The organism is Citrobacter amalonaticus (assembly GCF_037053465.1).
Lineage (GTDB): Bacteria > Pseudomonadota > Gammaproteobacteria > Enterobacterales > Enterobacteriaceae > Citrobacter_A > Citrobacter_A amalonaticus_H.
Genome location: NZ_JBALIF010000025.1, coordinates 14,710 through 31,801, shown reverse-complemented (window position 1 = coordinate 31,801; position 17,092 = coordinate 14,710). Strand labels below are relative to the sequence as shown.

Here is a 17,092-nt window from a genome sequence, read left to right as displayed (position 1 = left end):
ATGCTATTTACTCCTTGATTTGCTGGTAACAAACCGAGGCAGTATTTAGCATGGGCATTCTACGGGCAAAGCCCCACATGAACGATCACCACCTCCATAGGAGGTGGTTTAAGATTGATAATAAAAACGGGTGGCAAAAGCCACCCGTTTTCGGCGCCAATGCTAAATCAGATGGCCCAACCGCCAGCGTAGAACGCCACCAGCGCGACGGCGATCACGACCGTCCCAACGTTCAGCTTACGCCATTCGCCCGACACCACTCGACCAATCACCAGCGTGGCGAAACCGATCATGATACCGGTCACGATATTACAGGTCAGCACGATGAACACTGCCGTCACCAGACCGGCCATCGCGTCAACAAAGTCGGCAAAATCGATTTTCGCCACGTTGCTGAGCATCAGCAGGCCAACGTACATCAGCGCAGGTGCCGTTGCATAAACCGGAACGAGGTAAGAAAGCGGAGAGAGGAACAGGATCAGCAGGAACAGTACGCCGACGGTAATCGCCGTCAGACCGGTTTTACCGCCCGCTGCCGTACCCGCCGCCGACTCAATGTAGACCGCGGCTGGCGCAGCCCCTACCAGCCCCGAGAAGACGCTGCTTAAGGAGTCCGTGGTCAGCGCTTTTCCGCCGTCGATGATTTGCCCGTCTTTATCCAGCAGATTCGCCTGTCCCGCTACGGCACGGATAGTCCCCGTCGCATCAAAGACGGCGGTCATGACCAGCGCCAGAACGCTTGGCAGAACAATGGGATTCAGCGCGCCCATAATGTCCAGGCTGCCGATCAGCGATTTGCCGTTTTCATCGCTTAACGACGGCATGGCGAAAATACCGGAAAACTTCACGGCAGGATCGAAAATCAGGCCCACAATAGAAATGCCGATGATGGTAAGCAGAATGCCGCCCGGCACTTTCAGTTTTTCCAGCCCAAGGATCACCGCCAGCCCCACCAGAGACATAATCACCGGGAAGGTGGCGAAGTTACCGAGCGCGACCGGCAGGCCGTCCAGCGGGTTCTTGATCACCAGACCCACGCCGTTAGCAGCTATCAGCAGCAAGAACAGGCCGATACCAATGCCAGTACCGTGCGCGACGCCCTGCGGCAAATTACGCAGGATCCAGCTACGGATCCCGGTGGCAGAAATAATGGTAAAGAGCACGCCCATCAGGAACACGGCACCCAGCGCAACCGGAACGCTGATCTGCTGACCCAGCACCAGGCTGAAGGCGGTGAACGCGGTCAGAGAGATGGCGCAACCAATCGCCAGCGGCAAATTCGCCCATAACCCCATGACGATAGAGCCGAGCCCCGCCACCAGACAGGTTGCAACGAATACTGCCGCGGGCGGGAATCCGGCTTTGCCCAGCATACCCGGCACCACAATAACGGAGTACACCATTGCCAGAAACGTTGTTAAACCGGCAACCACTTCCTGACGGACAGTGCTTCCACGTTGTGAAATTTTAAACCAGGCGTCAAGCGAACCGCCGGTACGCGCTGAAGGCGTAGACATAGAAAACATCCCCTGAGAGTTTATTTTTTCGTTCTTATGCGAGGTGGACACTCCACTGCCAGCAAAACGTCAACGTCCTGTGCTCTGATCGCAACAAAAGGGGTGTCGCAAAAAGCAAACGTTTAACTCCGCGCATAAAAAAACGGTAATAAAAAAAAGCAAACGATTATCCAGCGATCATAGGGGGATTTTCAACTGAACTTTGCCGCTTTTCACTTATTTATTGCATTAACGCTGAATAAATCACCAACGAATGCGCAAACGTTATCGTCCATGCGCAATCTGGCAACCTGTTATCCAGCGGATGGATTTTTTCAACGCAGGCGACGCAAGCAGGGTTTTCTCACGCTGAGGGCGGACTGGTTTAAGTGATGCACCGTCAGCTCGACGCTCTCCCGTTAATTCTTCATTCTCACTCAGGTAAATTATGGGAGATGCCGAAAAAATTTCGGCTAAAAAATCACTCTGTCCACTGGCAAACAGAATAGCGCGACGTACACTTACAGTATCAACACAAACCGGAACCTCCACCACGTGCTCGACTGAGGGGTGTTGATGTCGGGGGAAACCCTCCCGTGAACCAGCGGGATAGAGAGAAAGACAAAGACCGGAAAACAACTAAAGCGCCCTTGTGGCGCTTTAGTTTTGCTCATCTTCCAGCAAACGCGCGCCTGTGCCCTCTTCGCCCAGACGGTCTCCGGGGTTACGCAACGGGCAGTCTTTTCGCGACAAACAGCCGCAGCCAATGCAACCGTCCAGTTCGTCACGTAGCGCCACCAGCGTATGGATGCGCCGATCCAGTTCGTCGCGCCATTGCGATGACAGTTGCTTCCACTCTTTGGCGCTCAGCGTATGTCCTTCTGGTAACACCCCGAGCGCCTCGCTGATGGTCGCCAGAGGAATGCCGATCCGCTGCGCAATCTTGATAATCGCCACATAACGCAGCACATCACGACGGTATCGGCGCTGGTTGCCGCTGTTGCGAATGCTGCTGATCAACCCTTTGCTTTCATAGAAATGCAAAGCAGATACGGCGACGCCGCTGCGCTTCGCCACCTCGCCCGGTGTAAGCATCGCTTTTATACGGGGTAATTTCTTTTCCATAAATCGCTTTACCTCAAGTTAACTTGAGGAATTATACTCGCCCGCAGACAAAAGACGAATCGAACACTGAGAAAGAGGCAGCAATATGTCCCATCAGCAAATTATTCAGACCCTTATTGAATGGATTGATGAACATATCGACCAACCGCTGAACATTGATGTGGTCGCAAAAAAATCAGGCTATTCAAAGTGGTACTTACAGAGGATGTTCCGTACGGTGATGCGCCAGACGCTGGGTGACTATATCCGCCAGCGCCGGCTGCTGTTGGCCGCCGTAGAGTTACGCAATACCGAACGGCCGATTTTCGATATTGCGATGGATTTAGGCTATGTATCGCAGCAGACATTTTCCCGCGTGTTTCGCCGGGAATTTGATCTCACCCCCAGCGACTATCGCCATCGGCTGTAATGTTACTGCCCGCGCTGCATAATGAGCGCGGGCGGCTGTTGCAGCCAGTGGATGAAATCTTGCGACGGTAGCGCCTTTGCGAAATGCCAGCCCTGACAATACCGCACCCCGCGTTTATACAGCCAGCTCACCTGCTCGGCCGTTTCCACCCCTTCCGCGATAGTTTTGAGCCGCAGGCTTTGCGCCATCTCAATGATATGTTCGGCAATCAGATGGCTGGTGCTGTTGGTGGTCAGCGTATCGATAAAGGACTTGTCTATCTTGAGAATATCAACGTTCAGTGAATAGAGGTTGTGCAGGTTGGAATAGCCGGTGCCGAAATCATCAATCGCCACTTCATAGCCGGCCTGACGAAACGCCTGGATAACCGGAGTGGTTTTCGACACATCGATAAATCCACGTTCAGTCACTTCCACTTTAATTTGTTGTGCAAGCACGCCGTATTCTCGCACTTTTTCAGCAATCATGGCGATGAGCCGGGAAGAGTGGAAATCAGAGGCGGAAAGGTTGATAGAGATATAGAGTTGCGGGTGCGATGCCAGAAACGTCCCCATATCGCTGAACACTTCCTCAACGACGTAATCCGTTACCTGCGCGATTAACCCCTCTTTTTCCGCCAGAGGGATAAATTCGACCGGACTCATGACCTCATCGTGACATCCAGGCCAGCGCAGCAGCGCCTCTGCACCGACGCATTTCTCATTTTTGATATCTATGATCGGCTGATAATGCAGGCATAGCTGGCGCTGTTTAAGCGCTCGCTGAAGCATTCGAGGTGGCGAGTAGTATTGCCGGCGCGCCCTCGCCCAGAGCATTAACAGCAGAATACTGCTGATGAGTGCGAGTGGAAGCAAAATCATTAATTGCTGAGACAGATTCTGGTAAAACCGCTGCATCGTGGTAGAGACGATGACCGCAATGGGGCGTTTGTCAGAGCGAACGACAGTATAAAAGCGATCATCCTGCTGGAAGACGGCTTCATGACGCCGCACCAGAGGTAGTAACTGGGCCGCCCAGGCCTGCTCGCTGAGAGAGAAGAAGGTGTCAGTCACGGTATCGTAGACCCCCCAGGCCAGTTCAGGATCGTCTGACATCACTTCGCTATATGACAGCGGGTTAATCACTGCAACATAGTTTCCACGCTGCATATACGTCATTTTATAACCAGTAAAAAAAGGCGTATCGCGAAAGTAATAAATGGATATATTGGGTTTTCGTTTATAGTCTGCCGCTGGCATAATAAATGACTCAGTCGGAGACATTACCGTCGAGCATAAAAAACGATCGCCCTGTGCATAAATTAACTCATTGATATACAGACGACCGTGGATAATATTTAACATTCTTTGTTGATGCGCCGGAGTACAGGCTTGCCCCTGATACTGTTCAGCCGCGTCGCGCGCCAAATCCGCCTGCAAAATGACCCGTTCTGTTTTATCTAACGCCAGATGTGCAAAGGTACTTAACTGTTTACGGGTTTGAGACACGGCCTGCTGGTGAGACACCCATAGCGCCAGCATCACGGGGAATAAAACCACCATGATTATCCCGAGAAACCTCAGCATATTGCGTCGCGCCCGATGATTCATTTCAGCCCTATATCCCTGTATTTTATGTGCCTGTCATTATTAAGGCAGGATGCTAAATCACACAGGTGATTACGTTGCATGAATCTGTCAATATTAGCAACAGACTTTTATTGGCAAAAGTCTGATCTTGCAAAGAGAGTGATAATATTTGACCGTAAGGTAAACCTGAAGAGATGGTTAATTTTATTAAGAGTTCCTCATTCTCCGAAATGGGTAGCGGTTTATGAAAGTTTTGTCGAAAGATTCGTAAATTGAAATTAAGTTAAATTTTAAAGTGATTATTTTTTGTCAAAACAGAAAGGGTAAAATTTATACACCTTTTATTAAGCCTTATCCTTTCTGCTCCCCCTCGTATAAACGAATGCGCTCTCCTGCACATAACCACAATTAAAATGTGGTTAAAAATCACTCAAATAAGAGGTGCGCGGTCTGGCAAAAAAGCCGCACAATGTGATATAGTTCACAAATATTGCGAAACAGAAACAACGTTTCATTCAATATTGATGTCACTGCCCATTGATAGCCAGAGTGTGCCACGCCTCCTGTGAAAACGCCGCGCTATCCAGGGCACCTGCTACTTTCAGAGGAAATGTTTCATGGCGACCATCACCACAGGCGTGGTTCTTCTTCGCTGGCAATTGTTAAGCGCAGTACTTATGTTTTTAGCCAGTACGCTGAATATCCGTTTTCGCAGATCGGACTATATTGGTCTGGCCGTGATCAGCAGCGGGCTGGGCCTGGTTGCAGCCTGCTGGTTTGCAACGGGTCTGCTCGGCATCACCATGATGGATCTCTCCGCCATCTGGAATAACATTGAATCCGTGATGGTTGAAGCAATGAGTCATACACCGCCCGAATGGCCAATGGTGTTAACCTGAAAAATTGCTTCCTGCAGAAGATAACGGAGGTAACCGTTGCGTTATCTCCCTCGCATACCATATTTATGACGCTGGCATAGGGGACAGTGTTCGTCGCCGTCACTGAATGTCGCAAACTCACCTTTGCAACTTGCGCAAATTTTACGTATGAAGGGCATGTTCATGGGCTGGCTCGTTCCCGTTTCAGCCCTGATGGTTATTGATTTTGTTGGACAAACTACCGCACAGCTATCACACCCCGAGCACAGCGAAGAAACCAGTCGCATTTCCTGTTCGGCAAGCTTAATGGCTTTCTCTTCACATACCCGTTCACATGCCCCGCACAGCAGACATGTCGCAGGTTCAATTGATAATGTGTATTCCTGAACATTTTTCCAGTGACGGCGTCGTAGCCGTGGCGATGCTTTCACCGCAGCGGACTGCACCTGGCTCTCACTGACATGCAGCATATGCCGTCTGCGTGTATTGACGGGTGTGGTTGATGGAGGCGCAAGCTGCCACAGTGGTTCTCCCCGTTTTTTCAATTGCATATTCACCGCCGCAACGGAAAGCGCCCAGCCTGGATGCTCATCAATATCAATTTCAACCGCACGAATTCCGTACTGAAGATGCCACATCAGCAGTTCTTCCACGCACGGCGCCAACACAGAAAAGGGCGCGATCAGTGAGGTATGACGAAATGGTCGCCGAACGGGGGACAAATTTTCAAGCGCATTGACCGGACAAACAAACAAGCACTGACCACAGCCAATGCAGCGTTCATAATCCAGCTCAGCTACGCTCGCAGTAAAAGAGATAGCCTGTACCGGACAGACCGCTCTGCAAGCCTCACAGGAGTGACGGGGGAAACGTTTCCGTAAACAGGACGCTCCCACACCCGGAGGTGTGGGCGTTTTTATCAGAGTCAACAAGCTCATTAATGAATACTGAAAAACATGAAGCGCAACAGTGCGTCAGCGACAATCAGAGCAGCCCCACCGAGCAGTATCGCTGCACGGCGCGAATGCCATGTTCCCATCGTAAACAGTAAGGCACCCAGAGCAGAAAGGCTCCAGGCGACGTTTCTCAACCCATCCTGTTGGTGGAATACGGCCTGGGGTTGATACGGTAATGTCACGACATCTCTCAGACTCATGGTTGCCAGAAAGTTGATATAGCTCGGTTGCACCAGCAGACGAATCACCGTTATCACCACTATCAGCACCGCAGCCGTTCGCAGGAGCTTTGTTGCACCCGGCATTAACCCGTTGCAGAAAATGCCTCCGAGAATGCCAGCCGTCCCGAAGAACATGACCCAGGTGTTGAAATGCTGCCAGGTCACGACCGATGAATGGAAATAAATGGCCCCCATGCAGTAAATATCAATCAGGCCGACCAGCGTCGCCAGCGCCAACAGGATGCGCGAAGGCTGTTTTTTCAACAGCACCAGCAAGGTTGCAAGCCCTAAAATCGCCAGATAAAGACTGGCAAAAACGATTTCGCGGCTCAGCCATGAACTTTCCACATGACGCAGGGCATGAAACGCATTGAGCGGATAACCCAGGTGCAATGTCGAAGCAACCAGCCCCAGTGCGCCTATTGCGAAGGCAATCAGCATCGCTGGCAACAAGGCTCGCTTTTCTCTTGCGCTGAGGGTGATAAACAGCGTCATGCCTACAGATCCCTGCACCAGCAGGGTAAAAATCAGCAGCGGTAATTCATGCATGGCCTTTGCCTCCTTTCACTGCGCCCTGATGCGGTTTAATCACTAAATTCGGACGGGTAATCGATGAGTCTGGCAAACCCAGTTCATCGCAAACATCGCCGTATTTAGCGCGCAGCTCATCGATTGGGCCAAACTTAATCGCCTCCAGAGGGCAGGTTGCCACGCATACAGGTTGCTCTCCTTTACTCAACAGGTCGATGCACATATCGCATTTCGACATCTGTCCAGCCTGAGTATCCATCTGCGGTGCGCCGTAAGGACACGACCATGCACAATACCCACATCCCACGCATTTATCGGTATTCACGCGCACAATGCCGTCGCCTGGACGTTTATGCATGGCCGTCGTTGGGCAGTTTTTAGTGCACACCGGATCGGAACAATGGTTACAGGAAATCGACATTGTAAAGGCGAAAACATTGTTCGCCACGCCGCCCTGCCCAGTGGGGGTAAACCCACCGCCATTGACTTCATACACACGCCTGAACCGACGCCCCATCTCAAGGTTATGCCGATCTTTGCATGCCACCTGGCACGCCTTACAGCCGGAACAACGCGATGTATCAATAAAGAAACCAAGCTGCTTATCGCTGACTGGCGGATATTCTTTAAACTGGCTCATGCTTTAATAACCTCCACCAGCATGGTTTGATGTGAATTCCCTTTTGCAAGAGGCGTGATCCGCGTGGAGCTCAGCACGTTTGGACAGCCACCGTGATCCACCCCGTTTGCGTCAGGCTGCCACCACGCACCAGCCTGCATTGCCACCACGCCAGGAATGATGCGCGGCGTGACCTCTGCGGGCACCAGGCATACTCCACGGTGGTTGTGGATCCGCACGGTGTCGCCCTGCGTAATACCGCGTTTTTCCGCATCAACCGGGTTGATCCACAGCTTCTGTTCCTGCACCTCTTGCAGCCAGGGATTCGCATATTGAGTTGAATTCGCACGGTTTTTACCTTTCCATGTGATCATCTGTAGCGGGAAAGTTTGGGTCAGCGAATCTTCCGGTCCCTCGTGGGCGGGCACATAGTGCGAGAGCGCCGGTATTTCCGGGTGTTGCATGTCGTAGAGACGCTTTGAGAAGATCTCAATTTTACCTGACGGCGTAGGGAACGGGTGATTTTGCGGATCGCGGATATTTTCCTCGAAAGCAATATGCGGTTTGCTTTTGAACAGGTGACGACGCTTTACCTGCAATTCGGCAAAGTTCGGCAACTGCTGTTCTGGCATCGACAGGCGCGTTTGTTCCCAGATATGCTCAATCCACGCTTTCTCGGTGCGTCCTTCGCTGAACGCCGCTTCCACGCCCAGCTTTGCCGCCACTTCCCGGATCCAGTCGTAGTCTGAGCGACGTTCAAAATCGGGTTCAACCAGTTTTTCTGAGAGGATCAGATAGTTTGCCGTCCCCCATGTTTCACCAATGTTCCAGCGCTCCATAAAGCTGGTTTCCGGCAGCAGAACGTCAGCGTATTTAGCGCTGGGCGTCATATAAAGATCGCTCACGACGATAAACTCGATTTTCGACTCGTCTTCCAGGATTTTCGCCGCCTGATTGACATCCGGGTTCTGGTTCGCCAGATAGTTACCCGCCAGAGAGAAAAGAATACGGATGTTACTTTTTAGCTGTTCCGCATTCTTCAGCCCCTGTTCTGGAGTCACTTTGCTGGCATCATCCGCTGCCTGGACCCAGTTCATTATCGAAATTTGCGCTTTTACGGGGTTATCCGGCATTTCCGGGCCGGTGGTAAACAGCCGGTTGCCGCATCCGCCGTAACCAGCAGCCCATCCGCCTTTGATACCGACGTTGCCGGTGATGGTCGCCAGAATTGTCGAACCACGCGCAGTGCGCTCACCGCAAATATGACGTTGAGGGCCCCATCCCTGAATCAACGCAGCCGGTTTGGTTGTCGCATATTCGCGAGCCAACTGGCGTATAGTTTGCGCAGGCACATGGGTAATTTTTTCTGCCCACTCAGGTGTCTTACGGATGCCGTCCTTATCCCCCATCAGATAAGCGACTAACGATTCATTCGCCGGGACGCCTTCTGGCATCGAGGATTCATCAAAGCCCAGCGTATAACGCTCGATAAACGCTTTATCATGCAAATTTTCGCTGATAATGACGTACATCATCGCGTCCATCAGTGCATTATCAGTGGTCGGAAGCAGTGGGATCCACTGATCGGCCAGCGACGAAACGGTATCAGAATAACGTGGATCAACCACAATAAAGCGGGTTCCGTTCTGCTTCATTCGCTGGAAATAATGGTTAGTATGACCAAAAATGGTTTCTGTCGGGTTATGCCCCCACAGAATGACCAATGGCGTATTCACCAGCGTATCCAGAGAGTTACCACTGGCTGCAACGCCATACGTGTAGGGTGTCGCTGCGACCGTATTACCCAGACTCACCGAATGATAATATTCAAGATAACCACCAGTCTGATTTAACAAACGCCGGATCATTTTATCGCCCGAGAATGCCCCTCCGCTGGTCGCCGTGTTATTGTGAACAAAGCGGGATTCCGGCCCATATTTTTGAGTAATACGCTGTAAATTATCAGCAATTAATGTAGTCGCTTCTTCCCAGGAAATACGCTCAAACTTTCCTTCACCACGTTTACCAACGCGTTTCATCGGATATTTCAGACGGTCTGGATGATAAACAAATTTACGATAACCACGCCCACGTACGCAGGCGCGCATAATGGGCATATCAGGATCTAACTCATTATCGGGTCGGGTCGTGATTTGCGTTACCACACCTTCAGATACATGAGCCCTGATATCACACTTACCGCCGCAGTCAAAGGTGCTACAGGTTGGAACAATTCGTTCTGCGGCAGCCCCCGCCAACAACCCACCGTCTGCGGCATTTGCCGTTTTAGACATGACAAAAGGCAGCGTCACTAACGCTGCACTCGCTTTTAGCATGCCCCTGCGCGAGACATCCAGAGAGAAATGTCCCTCTTTATTTTCTAGTTCTTCCATTTTATTCCCTCAGAGAAAAAAATAATCTTCATGGCTAATTTGCATTAGAATATTGATTTCTATCAAGCATTGAAGAAATATTCAGATTCATTTTAACCAAAATAAATCAAGACGAAGATCATTATTTTGTCTTTAACGATGTATTACTTTAATGACTTACGCCCTTGCGATGTTCCATTGATATAAAAAAACGATTGAGTCTGGCACATAATTTATATTTATATGATGAAGCCCTCTCCATAAGAGATATCTCCTGGAAAATGCAGCGTGTAACCTGAACGTAAGATGGTTTTCAGCCAATGGGTCCCTGCTTACTTCTGAAGAAATGTAATGAACTCGTTAAAATTCACTTAAATAATACTTTATTAAAGTGACATTTCCATTCAACACAATTAGCGATAAAGAAAAATCTCAGTAAAATGAAGATAAAATAATACGTAAAGGACAGACAATGTTAATATCAAAAGGGCAGAAATATTATTTTTATAAACAAAACCCCGTATTCACGGGGTTTTAATGGCATAACTATTTCGCACTGAGTAATGATCAGAACGGAATATCGTCATCGAAATCCATCGGCGGTTCATTAGACGGGGCTGCCGGAGCAGACTGCTGCTGCGGACGAGACTGCGCGCCGCCGCTGAACTGGTTACCCCCCTGCGGCTGCTGAGGCTGACCCCAACCGCCCTGCTGCTGTTGGCCACCCGCCGGTGCGCCGCCGCCCTGACGGCCGCCCAGCATTTGCATGGTGCCGCCCACGTTAACCACCACTTCAGTCGTGTATTTTTCGACGCCGGACTGATCGGTCCATTTGCGGGTACGCAACTGGCCTTCAATATAGACCTGAGAACCTTTACGCAGATATTCGCTGGCCACTTCCGCCAGTTTGCCGAACAGCACAACGCGGTGCCATTCCGTCTGCTCTTTCATCTCGCCGGTCTGCTTGTCACGCCAGGATTCGGAAGTAGCCAGCGTAATGTTAGCGACTGCGCCACCATTCGGCATGTAGCGTACTTCCGGGTCCTGGCCCAGATTACCCACGAGAATAACCTTGTTTACGCCTCTGCTGGCCATGATCGAGTCTCCTGAAAACGTTTCTTAATAAGTGTAAACGCGCGATTGTAGCATTACCAATAACGATTTTACTACGCTGCGACGCGGATTCCGCGAAACAACTTAAGCCGGACATTGTTACACAATTCACTGCGTATTGCATTCCAATACTGTATATCCATTCAGGTTTAATTGTGTCATAATTAACCGTTTGTGATCGCCGGCCGCACGCTGCTGCGCCGGGCAAGAAAGCGTTTAATCCGGGAAAGGTGAATGGATAAGATCGAAGTTCGGGGCGCCCGCACCCATAATCTCAAAAACATCAACCTCGTTATCCCCCGCGACAAACTGATTGTCGTGACCGGGCTTTCGGGGTCAGGCAAATCCTCGCTTGCGTTCGACACCTTGTATGCCGAAGGACAGCGTCGTTACGTTGAATCCCTTTCCGCTTATGCGCGTCAGTTTCTGTCGCTGATGGAAAAGCCGGATGTCGACCATATTGAAGGGCTGTCTCCTGCTATCTCAATTGAGCAGAAATCGACATCCCATAACCCGCGCTCTACGGTCGGCACCATTACCGAGATTCACGACTACCTGCGTCTGCTGTTTGCCCGCGTAGGCGAACCTCGCTGCCCGGATCACGACGTCCCGCTGGCGGCGCAAACCGTAAGCCAGATGGTGGATAATGTCCTCTCGCAGCCAGAAGGTAAGCGCCTGATGCTGTTGGCGCCGGTGATTAAAGAGCGTAAAGGCGAGCACACCAAAACGCTGGAAAACCTGGCGAGCCAGGGTTATATCCGCGCCCGTATTGATGGCGAAGTATGTGACCTCTCCGATCCGCCGAAGCTGGAATTGCAAAAGAAACACACCATCGAAGTGGTGATTGACCGTTTCAAAGTTCGCGACGATCTCAGCACCCGACTGGCGGAATCGTTTGAGACCGCGCTGGAACTTTCCGGCGGTACGGCCGTGGTTGCCGATATGGACGACCCCAAAGCGGAAGAACTACTTTTTTCCGCCAATTTCGCCTGTCCGATCTGCGGTTACAGCATGCGTGAGCTGGAGCCGCGTCTGTTCTCCTTTAACAACCCGGCAGGCGCCTGTCCAACCTGCGACGGTCTCGGCGTACAGCAGTATTTTGACCCCGACCGCGTCATTCAGAATCCTGATCTCTCCCTGGCGGGGGGCGCCATTCGCGGCTGGGATCGCCGGAACTTCTATTACTTCCAGATGCTGAAATCGCTGGCGGAGCACTATAAGTTCGACGTGGAAGCGCCGTGGTCCAGCCTGAGTGCGAACGTACACAAAGTCGTCCTGTACGGTTCTGGTAAAGAGAACATTGAATTTAAGTACATGAACGATCGTGGCGACACCTCTGTGCGCCGCCATCCGTTTGAAGGCGTACTGCACAACATGGAACGCCGCTACAAAGAGACGGAATCCAGCGCAGTACGTGAAGAGTTAGCGAAATTTATCAGCAACCGTCCGTGCGCCAGTTGCGAAGGAACGCGTCTGCGTCGTGAAGCTCGCCACGTCTTTGTTGAGAACACCCCGCTGCCCACCATCTCTGATATGAGCATCGGTCATGCGATGGACTTCTTCAACAACCTCAAACTCGCGGGTCAGCGAGCGAAGATTGCAGAAAAAATCCTTAAAGAGATCGGCGACCGCCTTAAGTTTCTGGTTAACGTCGGCCTCAACTATCTGACGCTGTCGCGCTCCGCAGAGACGCTCTCCGGCGGCGAAGCCCAGCGAATTCGTCTGGCAAGTCAGATTGGCGCCGGTCTGGTCGGCGTGATGTACGTGCTGGATGAACCGTCCATCGGCCTGCATCAGCGCGATAATGAACGTCTGCTCGGTACGCTTATCCACCTGCGTAATCTCGGCAATACCGTGATTGTGGTAGAGCATGATGAAGATGCCATTCGCGCAGCCGATCACGTGATTGATATCGGCCCTGGCGCGGGCGTTCACGGGGGCGAGGTGGTTGCCGAAGGCCCACTGGACGCGATTATGGCGGTGCCGGAATCCCTTACCGGCCAGTACATGAGCGGCAAGCGCAAGATCGAAGTGCCGAAACAGCGCGTTCCCGCCAATCCGGAAAAAGTGCTGAAGCTCACCGGCGCACGCGGCAACAACCTGAAAGACGTCACGCTGACGCTGCCGGTTGGCCTGTTCACCTGCATCACCGGCGTTTCAGGTTCCGGCAAATCGACGTTGATCAACGATACGTTGTTCCCGATCGCTCAGCGTCAGTTGAACGGTGCGACTATCGCCGAACCGGCACCGTACCGCGACGTGCAGGGGCTGGAACATTTCGACAAAGTGATCGACATCGACCAGAGTCCGATTGGACGTACGCCACGCTCCAACCCGGCCACGTATACGGGTGTGTTTACGCCGGTTCGTGAACTGTTTGCCGGTGTGCCGGAGTCCCGTTCACGCGGCTATACGCCGGGGCGTTTCAGCTTTAACGTTCGCGGCGGCCGTTGCGAAGCCTGTCAGGGCGATGGCGTGATCAAAGTCGAAATGCACTTCCTGCCGGATATCTACGTGCCGTGCGATCAGTGCAAAGGCAAGCGCTATAACCGCGAAACGCTGGAGATTAAGTACAAAGGCAAAACCATCCATGAAGTACTGGATATGACCATTGAAGAAGCGCGTGAGTTCTTTGACGCGGTTCCGGCGCTGGCGCGTAAGCTGCAAACCCTGATGGATGTGGGGCTGACCTACATCCGCCTCGGTCAGTCGGCGACGACGCTCTCCGGTGGCGAAGCGCAACGCGTGAAGCTGGCGCGAGAGTTGTCAAAACGCGGTACGGGACAGACGCTCTACATTCTGGATGAACCTACCACCGGTCTGCACTTCGCCGATATTCAGCAATTGCTGGATGTTTTGCATCAGTTGCGCGACCAGGGCAACACCATCGTGGTGATTGAACACAACCTGGACGTCATCAAGACCGCAGACTGGATTGTCGACCTCGGGCCTGAAGGCGGCAGCGGCGGCGGGGAAATTCTGGTTTCCGGTACACCGGAGACCGTGGCGGAATGCGAAGCGTCGCACACTGCCCGCTTCCTCAAACCGATGCTGTAAGGTACAAACGCCGTTCCGGTGAAAACAGGAACGGCGTTGTTTATTACGGCTGGACCAGCAGCTTACGTTTCTCTTCTGGCAGCATATTCACCGCCAGTTGATACGAAGCATCCACCAGATAATAAATTTGCGAGTCCGGCAACGACCCGTCCAGATAGACGGTGCTCCAGTGCGCCTTATTCAGGTGACGGCTAGGACGAACATCGCTGTGCTGTTGACGCAATAATTCCGCCAGTTCGGGGCTGGTTTTCAGAGAAACTGCCGGGCGATCTTCCACCTCTTTCACCATCGCAAAGAGCACATCTTCAACTTTGATTTGTGTGGCTTTCCAGTCACTGTGCACACTCTGCTCCGCGCCGATTTTCGCCATGCAGTATTGCAGTAACTCCGAATTGGTCATGGTTGTTCCCCTTTCAAGCGTAATGCCCCACTGAAATATCATCTATTCAGTTTGCAGCAAGACCACGAAAGGTAAAAGTCAACAGATCGATTTTGTTTAAAAAAACAGCAGAAGACCTGGCTGTATTTTAATACTCGGAGTTAACGATCACCTCTTCGCCAAATGCGCCAGCCTGCGGCAGCGGTTTATAAGTGGAGTTCGACGCGCGCAGAATGCGGATCCCGCGAATACTCGCCTCGCGAGCAGCGGTGATGTCGTTGTCCGAATCGCCGTAGAACATGCGTATATTTTTATCCTGTAGCCACTGGGTTTTGGTGTTCTGACCAGGCTTGTCCCCGGCAAAAATGACCGGATTCATATTCGCCGCAGGAATGTGGAAGTTATCCGCCAGCGTTTTAGATACTGTCTCGGTTTTAGTCTGTGTACGCCCGGTGATAAAAAAGAGGCTATCACCCCGGCGGACGTGCATATCAATTAGCTGACGCGCCACTTCTTTTGGAATGCTGAACTCATCCCAGCCGTTGTTCATCTTTTCCCAGAAGGCCGGATTCTTCAGGTACGCTTCACTGTCCGGCGACCAGGTTTTCTTGCCACGCCAGAACCCCGGGCTGGAAAACAGCACGGTGTCATCAATATCGAAACCTACGGCCATCGGTGGGCGACCGGTCAGACTGTTTTCGATTTGCGCGACAGAAACCCAGTGAACAGGCGCTTGCTCCGCGAGCTTCGCAACGTTTATGCCGGGGTTCAACGGAGAAGGCGAAGAGGCCAGCACGCTGGCAGAAGGGGTTAACGTGAATAATAAGCAAATGGCGCTCAGCGCCAGCGTTAATTTGCGCATATTTTCCCTTTAAAGTCATTTAGTTATTTTTTATGAGTACGACTGTTCAAAAAACTATCTGACCATAACCCCAGCGGCAGGTGAAAGGAAGGGTTTTCTCGGGTTTTATCCCGGAAAAGGAGCATGATCACACTGGAGAACAGGTCTGATGACGCGGCGCTTATCAGAGAGCTGGCCGCGCCATCAACCCGGTTACATTACGGCAGCAAATGCCTTAGCAACGCGCTGGACGTTGGTCGAGTTCAATCCAGCCACGCACATACGCCCGCTGGCGATCAGATAGACGCCAAACTCATCGCGCAGCCGTTCGACCTGGGTCGCACTTAACCCGGTATAGCTGAACATACCGCGCTGTTGCAGCAGGTAGTCGAAATTGCGTCCCGGAATAGTCGTAGTGAGCACGTTTACCAGTTCCTGACGCATCGCCAGAATGCGGGTCCGCATCGCTTCCACTTCCGCCAGCCAGTTTGCTTTCAGTGCTTTATCGTTAAGTACTGTCGCAACGACCTGCGCACCGAAATTCGGTGGACTGGAGTAATTACGGCGTACCGTCGCCTTTAGTTGTCCCAGCACCCGGCCTGCCGCTTCTGCATCTTCACAGACGACAGAAAGGCCGCCAACGCGTTCGCCATACAGCGAGAAAATTTTTGAAAACGAGTTGCTGACCAGCGCGGGCAATCCGGCACTGGCAATTGCGCGGATAGCATAGGCATCGTCGTCCATTCCTGCGCCAAAGCCCTGATAGGCGATATCAAGGAACGGGATCAGGTCGCGTGCTTTCAGAATCTCAATGACTGCATCCCACTGCGCAGGTGTTAAATCCGCACCGGTTGGGTTATGGCAGCAGGGATGCAACAAGACGATGCTGCGCGCGGGTAAGGTTTTCAGCGTTGCCAGCAGATCGTTGAAACGCACACCATTAGTGGCATTGTCATACCAGGGGTAAGTACTTACTTCGAATCCAGCCCCTTCAAAAATCGCGATGTGGTTTTCCCACGTTGGGTCACTGACCCAGACGCCAGAATCCGGGAAAAAGCGCTTCAGGAAATCGGCGCCCACTTTTAACGCGCCGGAGCCACCCATTGTCTGAATGGTCGCCACACGTTGCTGCTGAAGAACCGGATGGTCCGCGCCAAACAGCAAAGGAGCGATGGCGTGACGATAAGTATTTAGTCCTTCCATCGGCAGATACAAAGAAGCCCCGTGCGGCTGTGCATTCAGACGCGCTTCAGCTTCCGCCACCGCGTTAAGCTGCGGGATAATCCCGTCCTCGTTGTAATACAGACCAATACTCAGGTTCACTTTGTCACTGCGGGGGTCTTCTTTAAACCGCTCCATAAGCGACAGAATCGGGTCGCCGGCGTAGGCGTCAACTTTTTGAAACACGCGATGGTTCTCCAGGTTTACAGGCAGAGGATTGAGACACAATAAACCGGATGGAGAAGAAGGTCGAGCGCCTGGTGGGAATATTGCCGGATGGCGGCGCATACGCCTTATCCGGCCTAC

At 52.0% G+C, this 17,092-nt stretch carries 14 protein-coding genes and 1 pseudogene; 3 read left to right on the top strand and 12 right to left on the bottom strand.

What is annotated here, in order from left to right:
- Nucleotides 1-167 precede the first annotated feature (167 nt).
- Both ghxP and soxR read right to left on the bottom strand, forming a co-directional pair.
- A complete protein-coding gene (ghxP, locus tag WB371_RS22525) occupies nucleotides 168-1,517 on the bottom strand; it encodes a guanine/hypoxanthine transporter GhxP (protein WP_336222216.1) in 1,350 nt (449 codons plus the stop codon).
- Nucleotides 1,518-2,156: 639 nt separating this feature from the next.
- Entirely contained in the window at nucleotides 2,157-2,621 is a 465-nt protein-coding gene (gene soxR, locus WB371_RS22520; protein ID WP_206161247.1) for a redox-sensitive transcriptional activator SoxR, read from the bottom strand.
- Nucleotides 2,622-2,706: 85 nt separating this feature from the next.
- Here soxR and soxS point away from each other — a divergent pair, with 85 nt between their 5' ends.
- Nucleotides 2,707-3,030, top strand: coding sequence for a superoxide response transcriptional regulator SoxS (soxS, locus tag WB371_RS22515; RefSeq protein ID WP_336222215.1), 324 nt, complete (start codon nucleotides 2,707-2,709; stop codon nucleotides 3,028-3,030).
- Between the two features lie 2 nt (nucleotides 3,031-3,032).
- On the opposite strand, the gene WB371_RS22510 is transcribed toward soxS, so the two are convergent.
- Nucleotides 3,033-4,619 carry an EAL domain-containing protein gene (locus WB371_RS22510; protein WP_336222214.1) on the bottom strand — a complete coding sequence of 529 codons (1,587 nt, stop codon included), beginning with the start codon at nucleotides 4,617-4,619 and terminating at the stop codon, nucleotides 3,033-3,035.
- Between the two features lie 596 nt (nucleotides 4,620-5,215).
- Here WB371_RS22510 and WB371_RS22505 point away from each other — a divergent pair.
- Nucleotides 5,216-5,497 carry a YjcB family protein gene (locus WB371_RS22505; protein WP_336222213.1) on the top strand — a complete coding sequence of 94 codons (282 nt, stop codon included), beginning with the start codon at nucleotides 5,216-5,218 and terminating at the stop codon, nucleotides 5,495-5,497.
- A gap of 41 nt (nucleotides 5,498-5,538) precedes the next feature.
- Here WB371_RS22505 and WB371_RS22500 read toward each other — a convergent pair whose 3' ends face one another.
- The 6 genes and pseudogenes from WB371_RS22500 to ssb1 form a co-directional block, all read right to left on the bottom strand.
- Complete coding sequence (locus tag WB371_RS22500) at nucleotides 5,539-6,129, bottom strand: ATP-binding protein (protein WP_336222212.1); 591 nt, start codon at nucleotides 6,127-6,129, stop codon at nucleotides 5,539-5,541.
- A 78-nt stretch (nucleotides 6,130-6,207) separates the two neighbouring features.
- Nucleotides 6,208-6,414, bottom strand: a pseudogene (locus WB371_RS23905) (4Fe-4S binding protein); the annotation flags it as partial.
- Nucleotides 6,414-7,202, bottom strand: coding sequence for a dimethyl sulfoxide reductase anchor subunit family protein (locus WB371_RS22495; RefSeq protein ID WP_336222211.1), 789 nt, complete (start codon nucleotides 7,200-7,202; stop codon nucleotides 6,414-6,416). The pseudogene WB371_RS23905 and the gene WB371_RS22495, both read right to left, overlap by 1 nt.
- Nucleotides 7,195-7,824, bottom strand: coding sequence for a DMSO/selenate family reductase complex B subunit (locus tag WB371_RS22490; RefSeq protein WP_336222210.1), 630 nt, complete (start codon nucleotides 7,822-7,824; stop codon nucleotides 7,195-7,197). The genes WB371_RS22495 and WB371_RS22490 overlap by 8 nt, the downstream gene beginning before the upstream one ends.
- The gene (locus tag WB371_RS22485) at nucleotides 7,821-10,196 is read right to left on the bottom strand and encodes a DMSO/selenate family reductase complex A subunit (RefSeq protein WP_336222209.1); all 2,376 of its coding nucleotides are present in this window, start codon (nucleotides 10,194-10,196) and stop codon (nucleotides 7,821-7,823) included. Before WB371_RS22485 ends, WB371_RS22490 begins: the two co-directional genes overlap by 4 nt.
- 546 nt (nucleotides 10,197-10,742) lie before the next feature.
- Nucleotides 10,743-11,270: a single-stranded DNA-binding protein SSB1 gene (gene ssb1 / locus WB371_RS22480; protein WP_042999045.1), complete on the bottom strand. Its 528-nt coding sequence runs from the start codon at nucleotides 11,268-11,270 to the stop codon at nucleotides 10,743-10,745.
- Between the two features lie 252 nt (nucleotides 11,271-11,522).
- Here ssb1 and uvrA point away from each other — a divergent pair, with 252 nt between their 5' ends.
- Nucleotides 11,523-14,345 (top strand): excinuclease ABC subunit UvrA, encoded by a 2,823-nt coding sequence (gene uvrA, locus WB371_RS22475; RefSeq protein WP_336222208.1) that lies wholly within the window; start codon nucleotides 11,523-11,525, stop codon nucleotides 14,343-14,345.
- Nucleotides 14,346-14,388: 43 nt separating this feature from the next.
- Here the strand turns inward: uvrA and WB371_RS22470 are convergent, their stop codons facing one another.
- From WB371_RS22470 to tyrB, 3 genes are all read right to left on the bottom strand, one after another.
- Nucleotides 14,389-14,745 carry an MmcQ/YjbR family DNA-binding protein gene (locus WB371_RS22470; RefSeq protein ID WP_336222207.1) on the bottom strand — a complete coding sequence of 119 codons (357 nt, stop codon included), beginning with the start codon at nucleotides 14,743-14,745 and terminating at the stop codon, nucleotides 14,389-14,391.
- Between the two features lie 127 nt (nucleotides 14,746-14,872).
- Nucleotides 14,873-15,586 carry an acid phosphatase AphA gene (aphA, locus tag WB371_RS22465; RefSeq protein WP_336222206.1) on the bottom strand — a complete coding sequence of 238 codons (714 nt, stop codon included), beginning with the start codon at nucleotides 15,584-15,586 and terminating at the stop codon, nucleotides 14,873-14,875.
- Between the two features lie 192 nt (nucleotides 15,587-15,778).
- Nucleotides 15,779-16,972, bottom strand: a complete 1,194-nt coding sequence (gene tyrB / locus WB371_RS22460) for an aromatic amino acid transaminase (protein WP_336222205.1) — start codon at nucleotides 16,970-16,972, stop codon at nucleotides 15,779-15,781.
- Between the last annotated feature and the right edge of the window lie 120 nt (nucleotides 16,973-17,092).

What these genes read in the sequence shown, in the direction of transcription:
- uvrA (WP_336222208.1), top strand. Translation starts at nt 11,523, where the DNA reads ATGGATAAGATCGAAGTTCGGGGCGCCCGCACCCATAATCTCAAAAAC.
- WB371_RS22505 (WP_336222213.1), top strand. Translation starts at nt 5,216, where the DNA reads ATGGCGACCATCACCACAGGCGTGGTTCTTCTTCGCTGGCAATTGTTA.
- soxS (WP_336222215.1), top strand. Translation starts at nt 2,707, where the DNA reads ATGTCCCATCAGCAAATTATTCAGACCCTTATTGAATGGATTGATGAA.
- aphA (WP_336222206.1), bottom strand. Translation starts at nt 15,586, where the DNA reads ATGCGCAAATTAACGCTGGCGCTGAGCGCCATTTGCTTATTATTCACG.
- ghxP (WP_336222216.1), bottom strand. Translation starts at nt 1,517, where the DNA reads ATGTCTACGCCTTCAGCGCGTACCGGCGGTTCGCTTGACGCCTGGTTT.
- WB371_RS22495 (WP_336222211.1), bottom strand. Translation starts at nt 7,202, where the DNA reads ATGCATGAATTACCGCTGCTGATTTTTACCCTGCTGGTGCAGGGATCT.
- soxR (WP_206161247.1), bottom strand. Translation starts at nt 2,621, where the DNA reads ATGGAAAAGAAATTACCCCGTATAAAAGCGATGCTTACACCGGGCGAG.
- WB371_RS22490 (WP_336222210.1), bottom strand. Translation starts at nt 7,824, where the DNA reads ATGAGCCAGTTTAAAGAATATCCGCCAGTCAGCGATAAGCAGCTTGGT.
- WB371_RS22485 (WP_336222209.1), bottom strand. Translation starts at nt 10,196, where the DNA reads ATGGAAGAACTAGAAAATAAAGAGGGACATTTCTCTCTGGATGTCTCG.
- WB371_RS22510 (WP_336222214.1), bottom strand. Translation starts at nt 4,619, where the DNA reads ATGAATCATCGGGCGCGACGCAATATGCTGAGGTTTCTCGGGATAATC.
- ssb1 (WP_042999045.1), bottom strand. Translation starts at nt 11,270, where the DNA reads ATGGCCAGCAGAGGCGTAAACAAGGTTATTCTCGTGGGTAATCTGGGC.
- WB371_RS22470 (WP_336222207.1), bottom strand. Translation starts at nt 14,745, where the DNA reads ATGACCAATTCGGAGTTACTGCAATACTGCATGGCGAAAATCGGCGCG.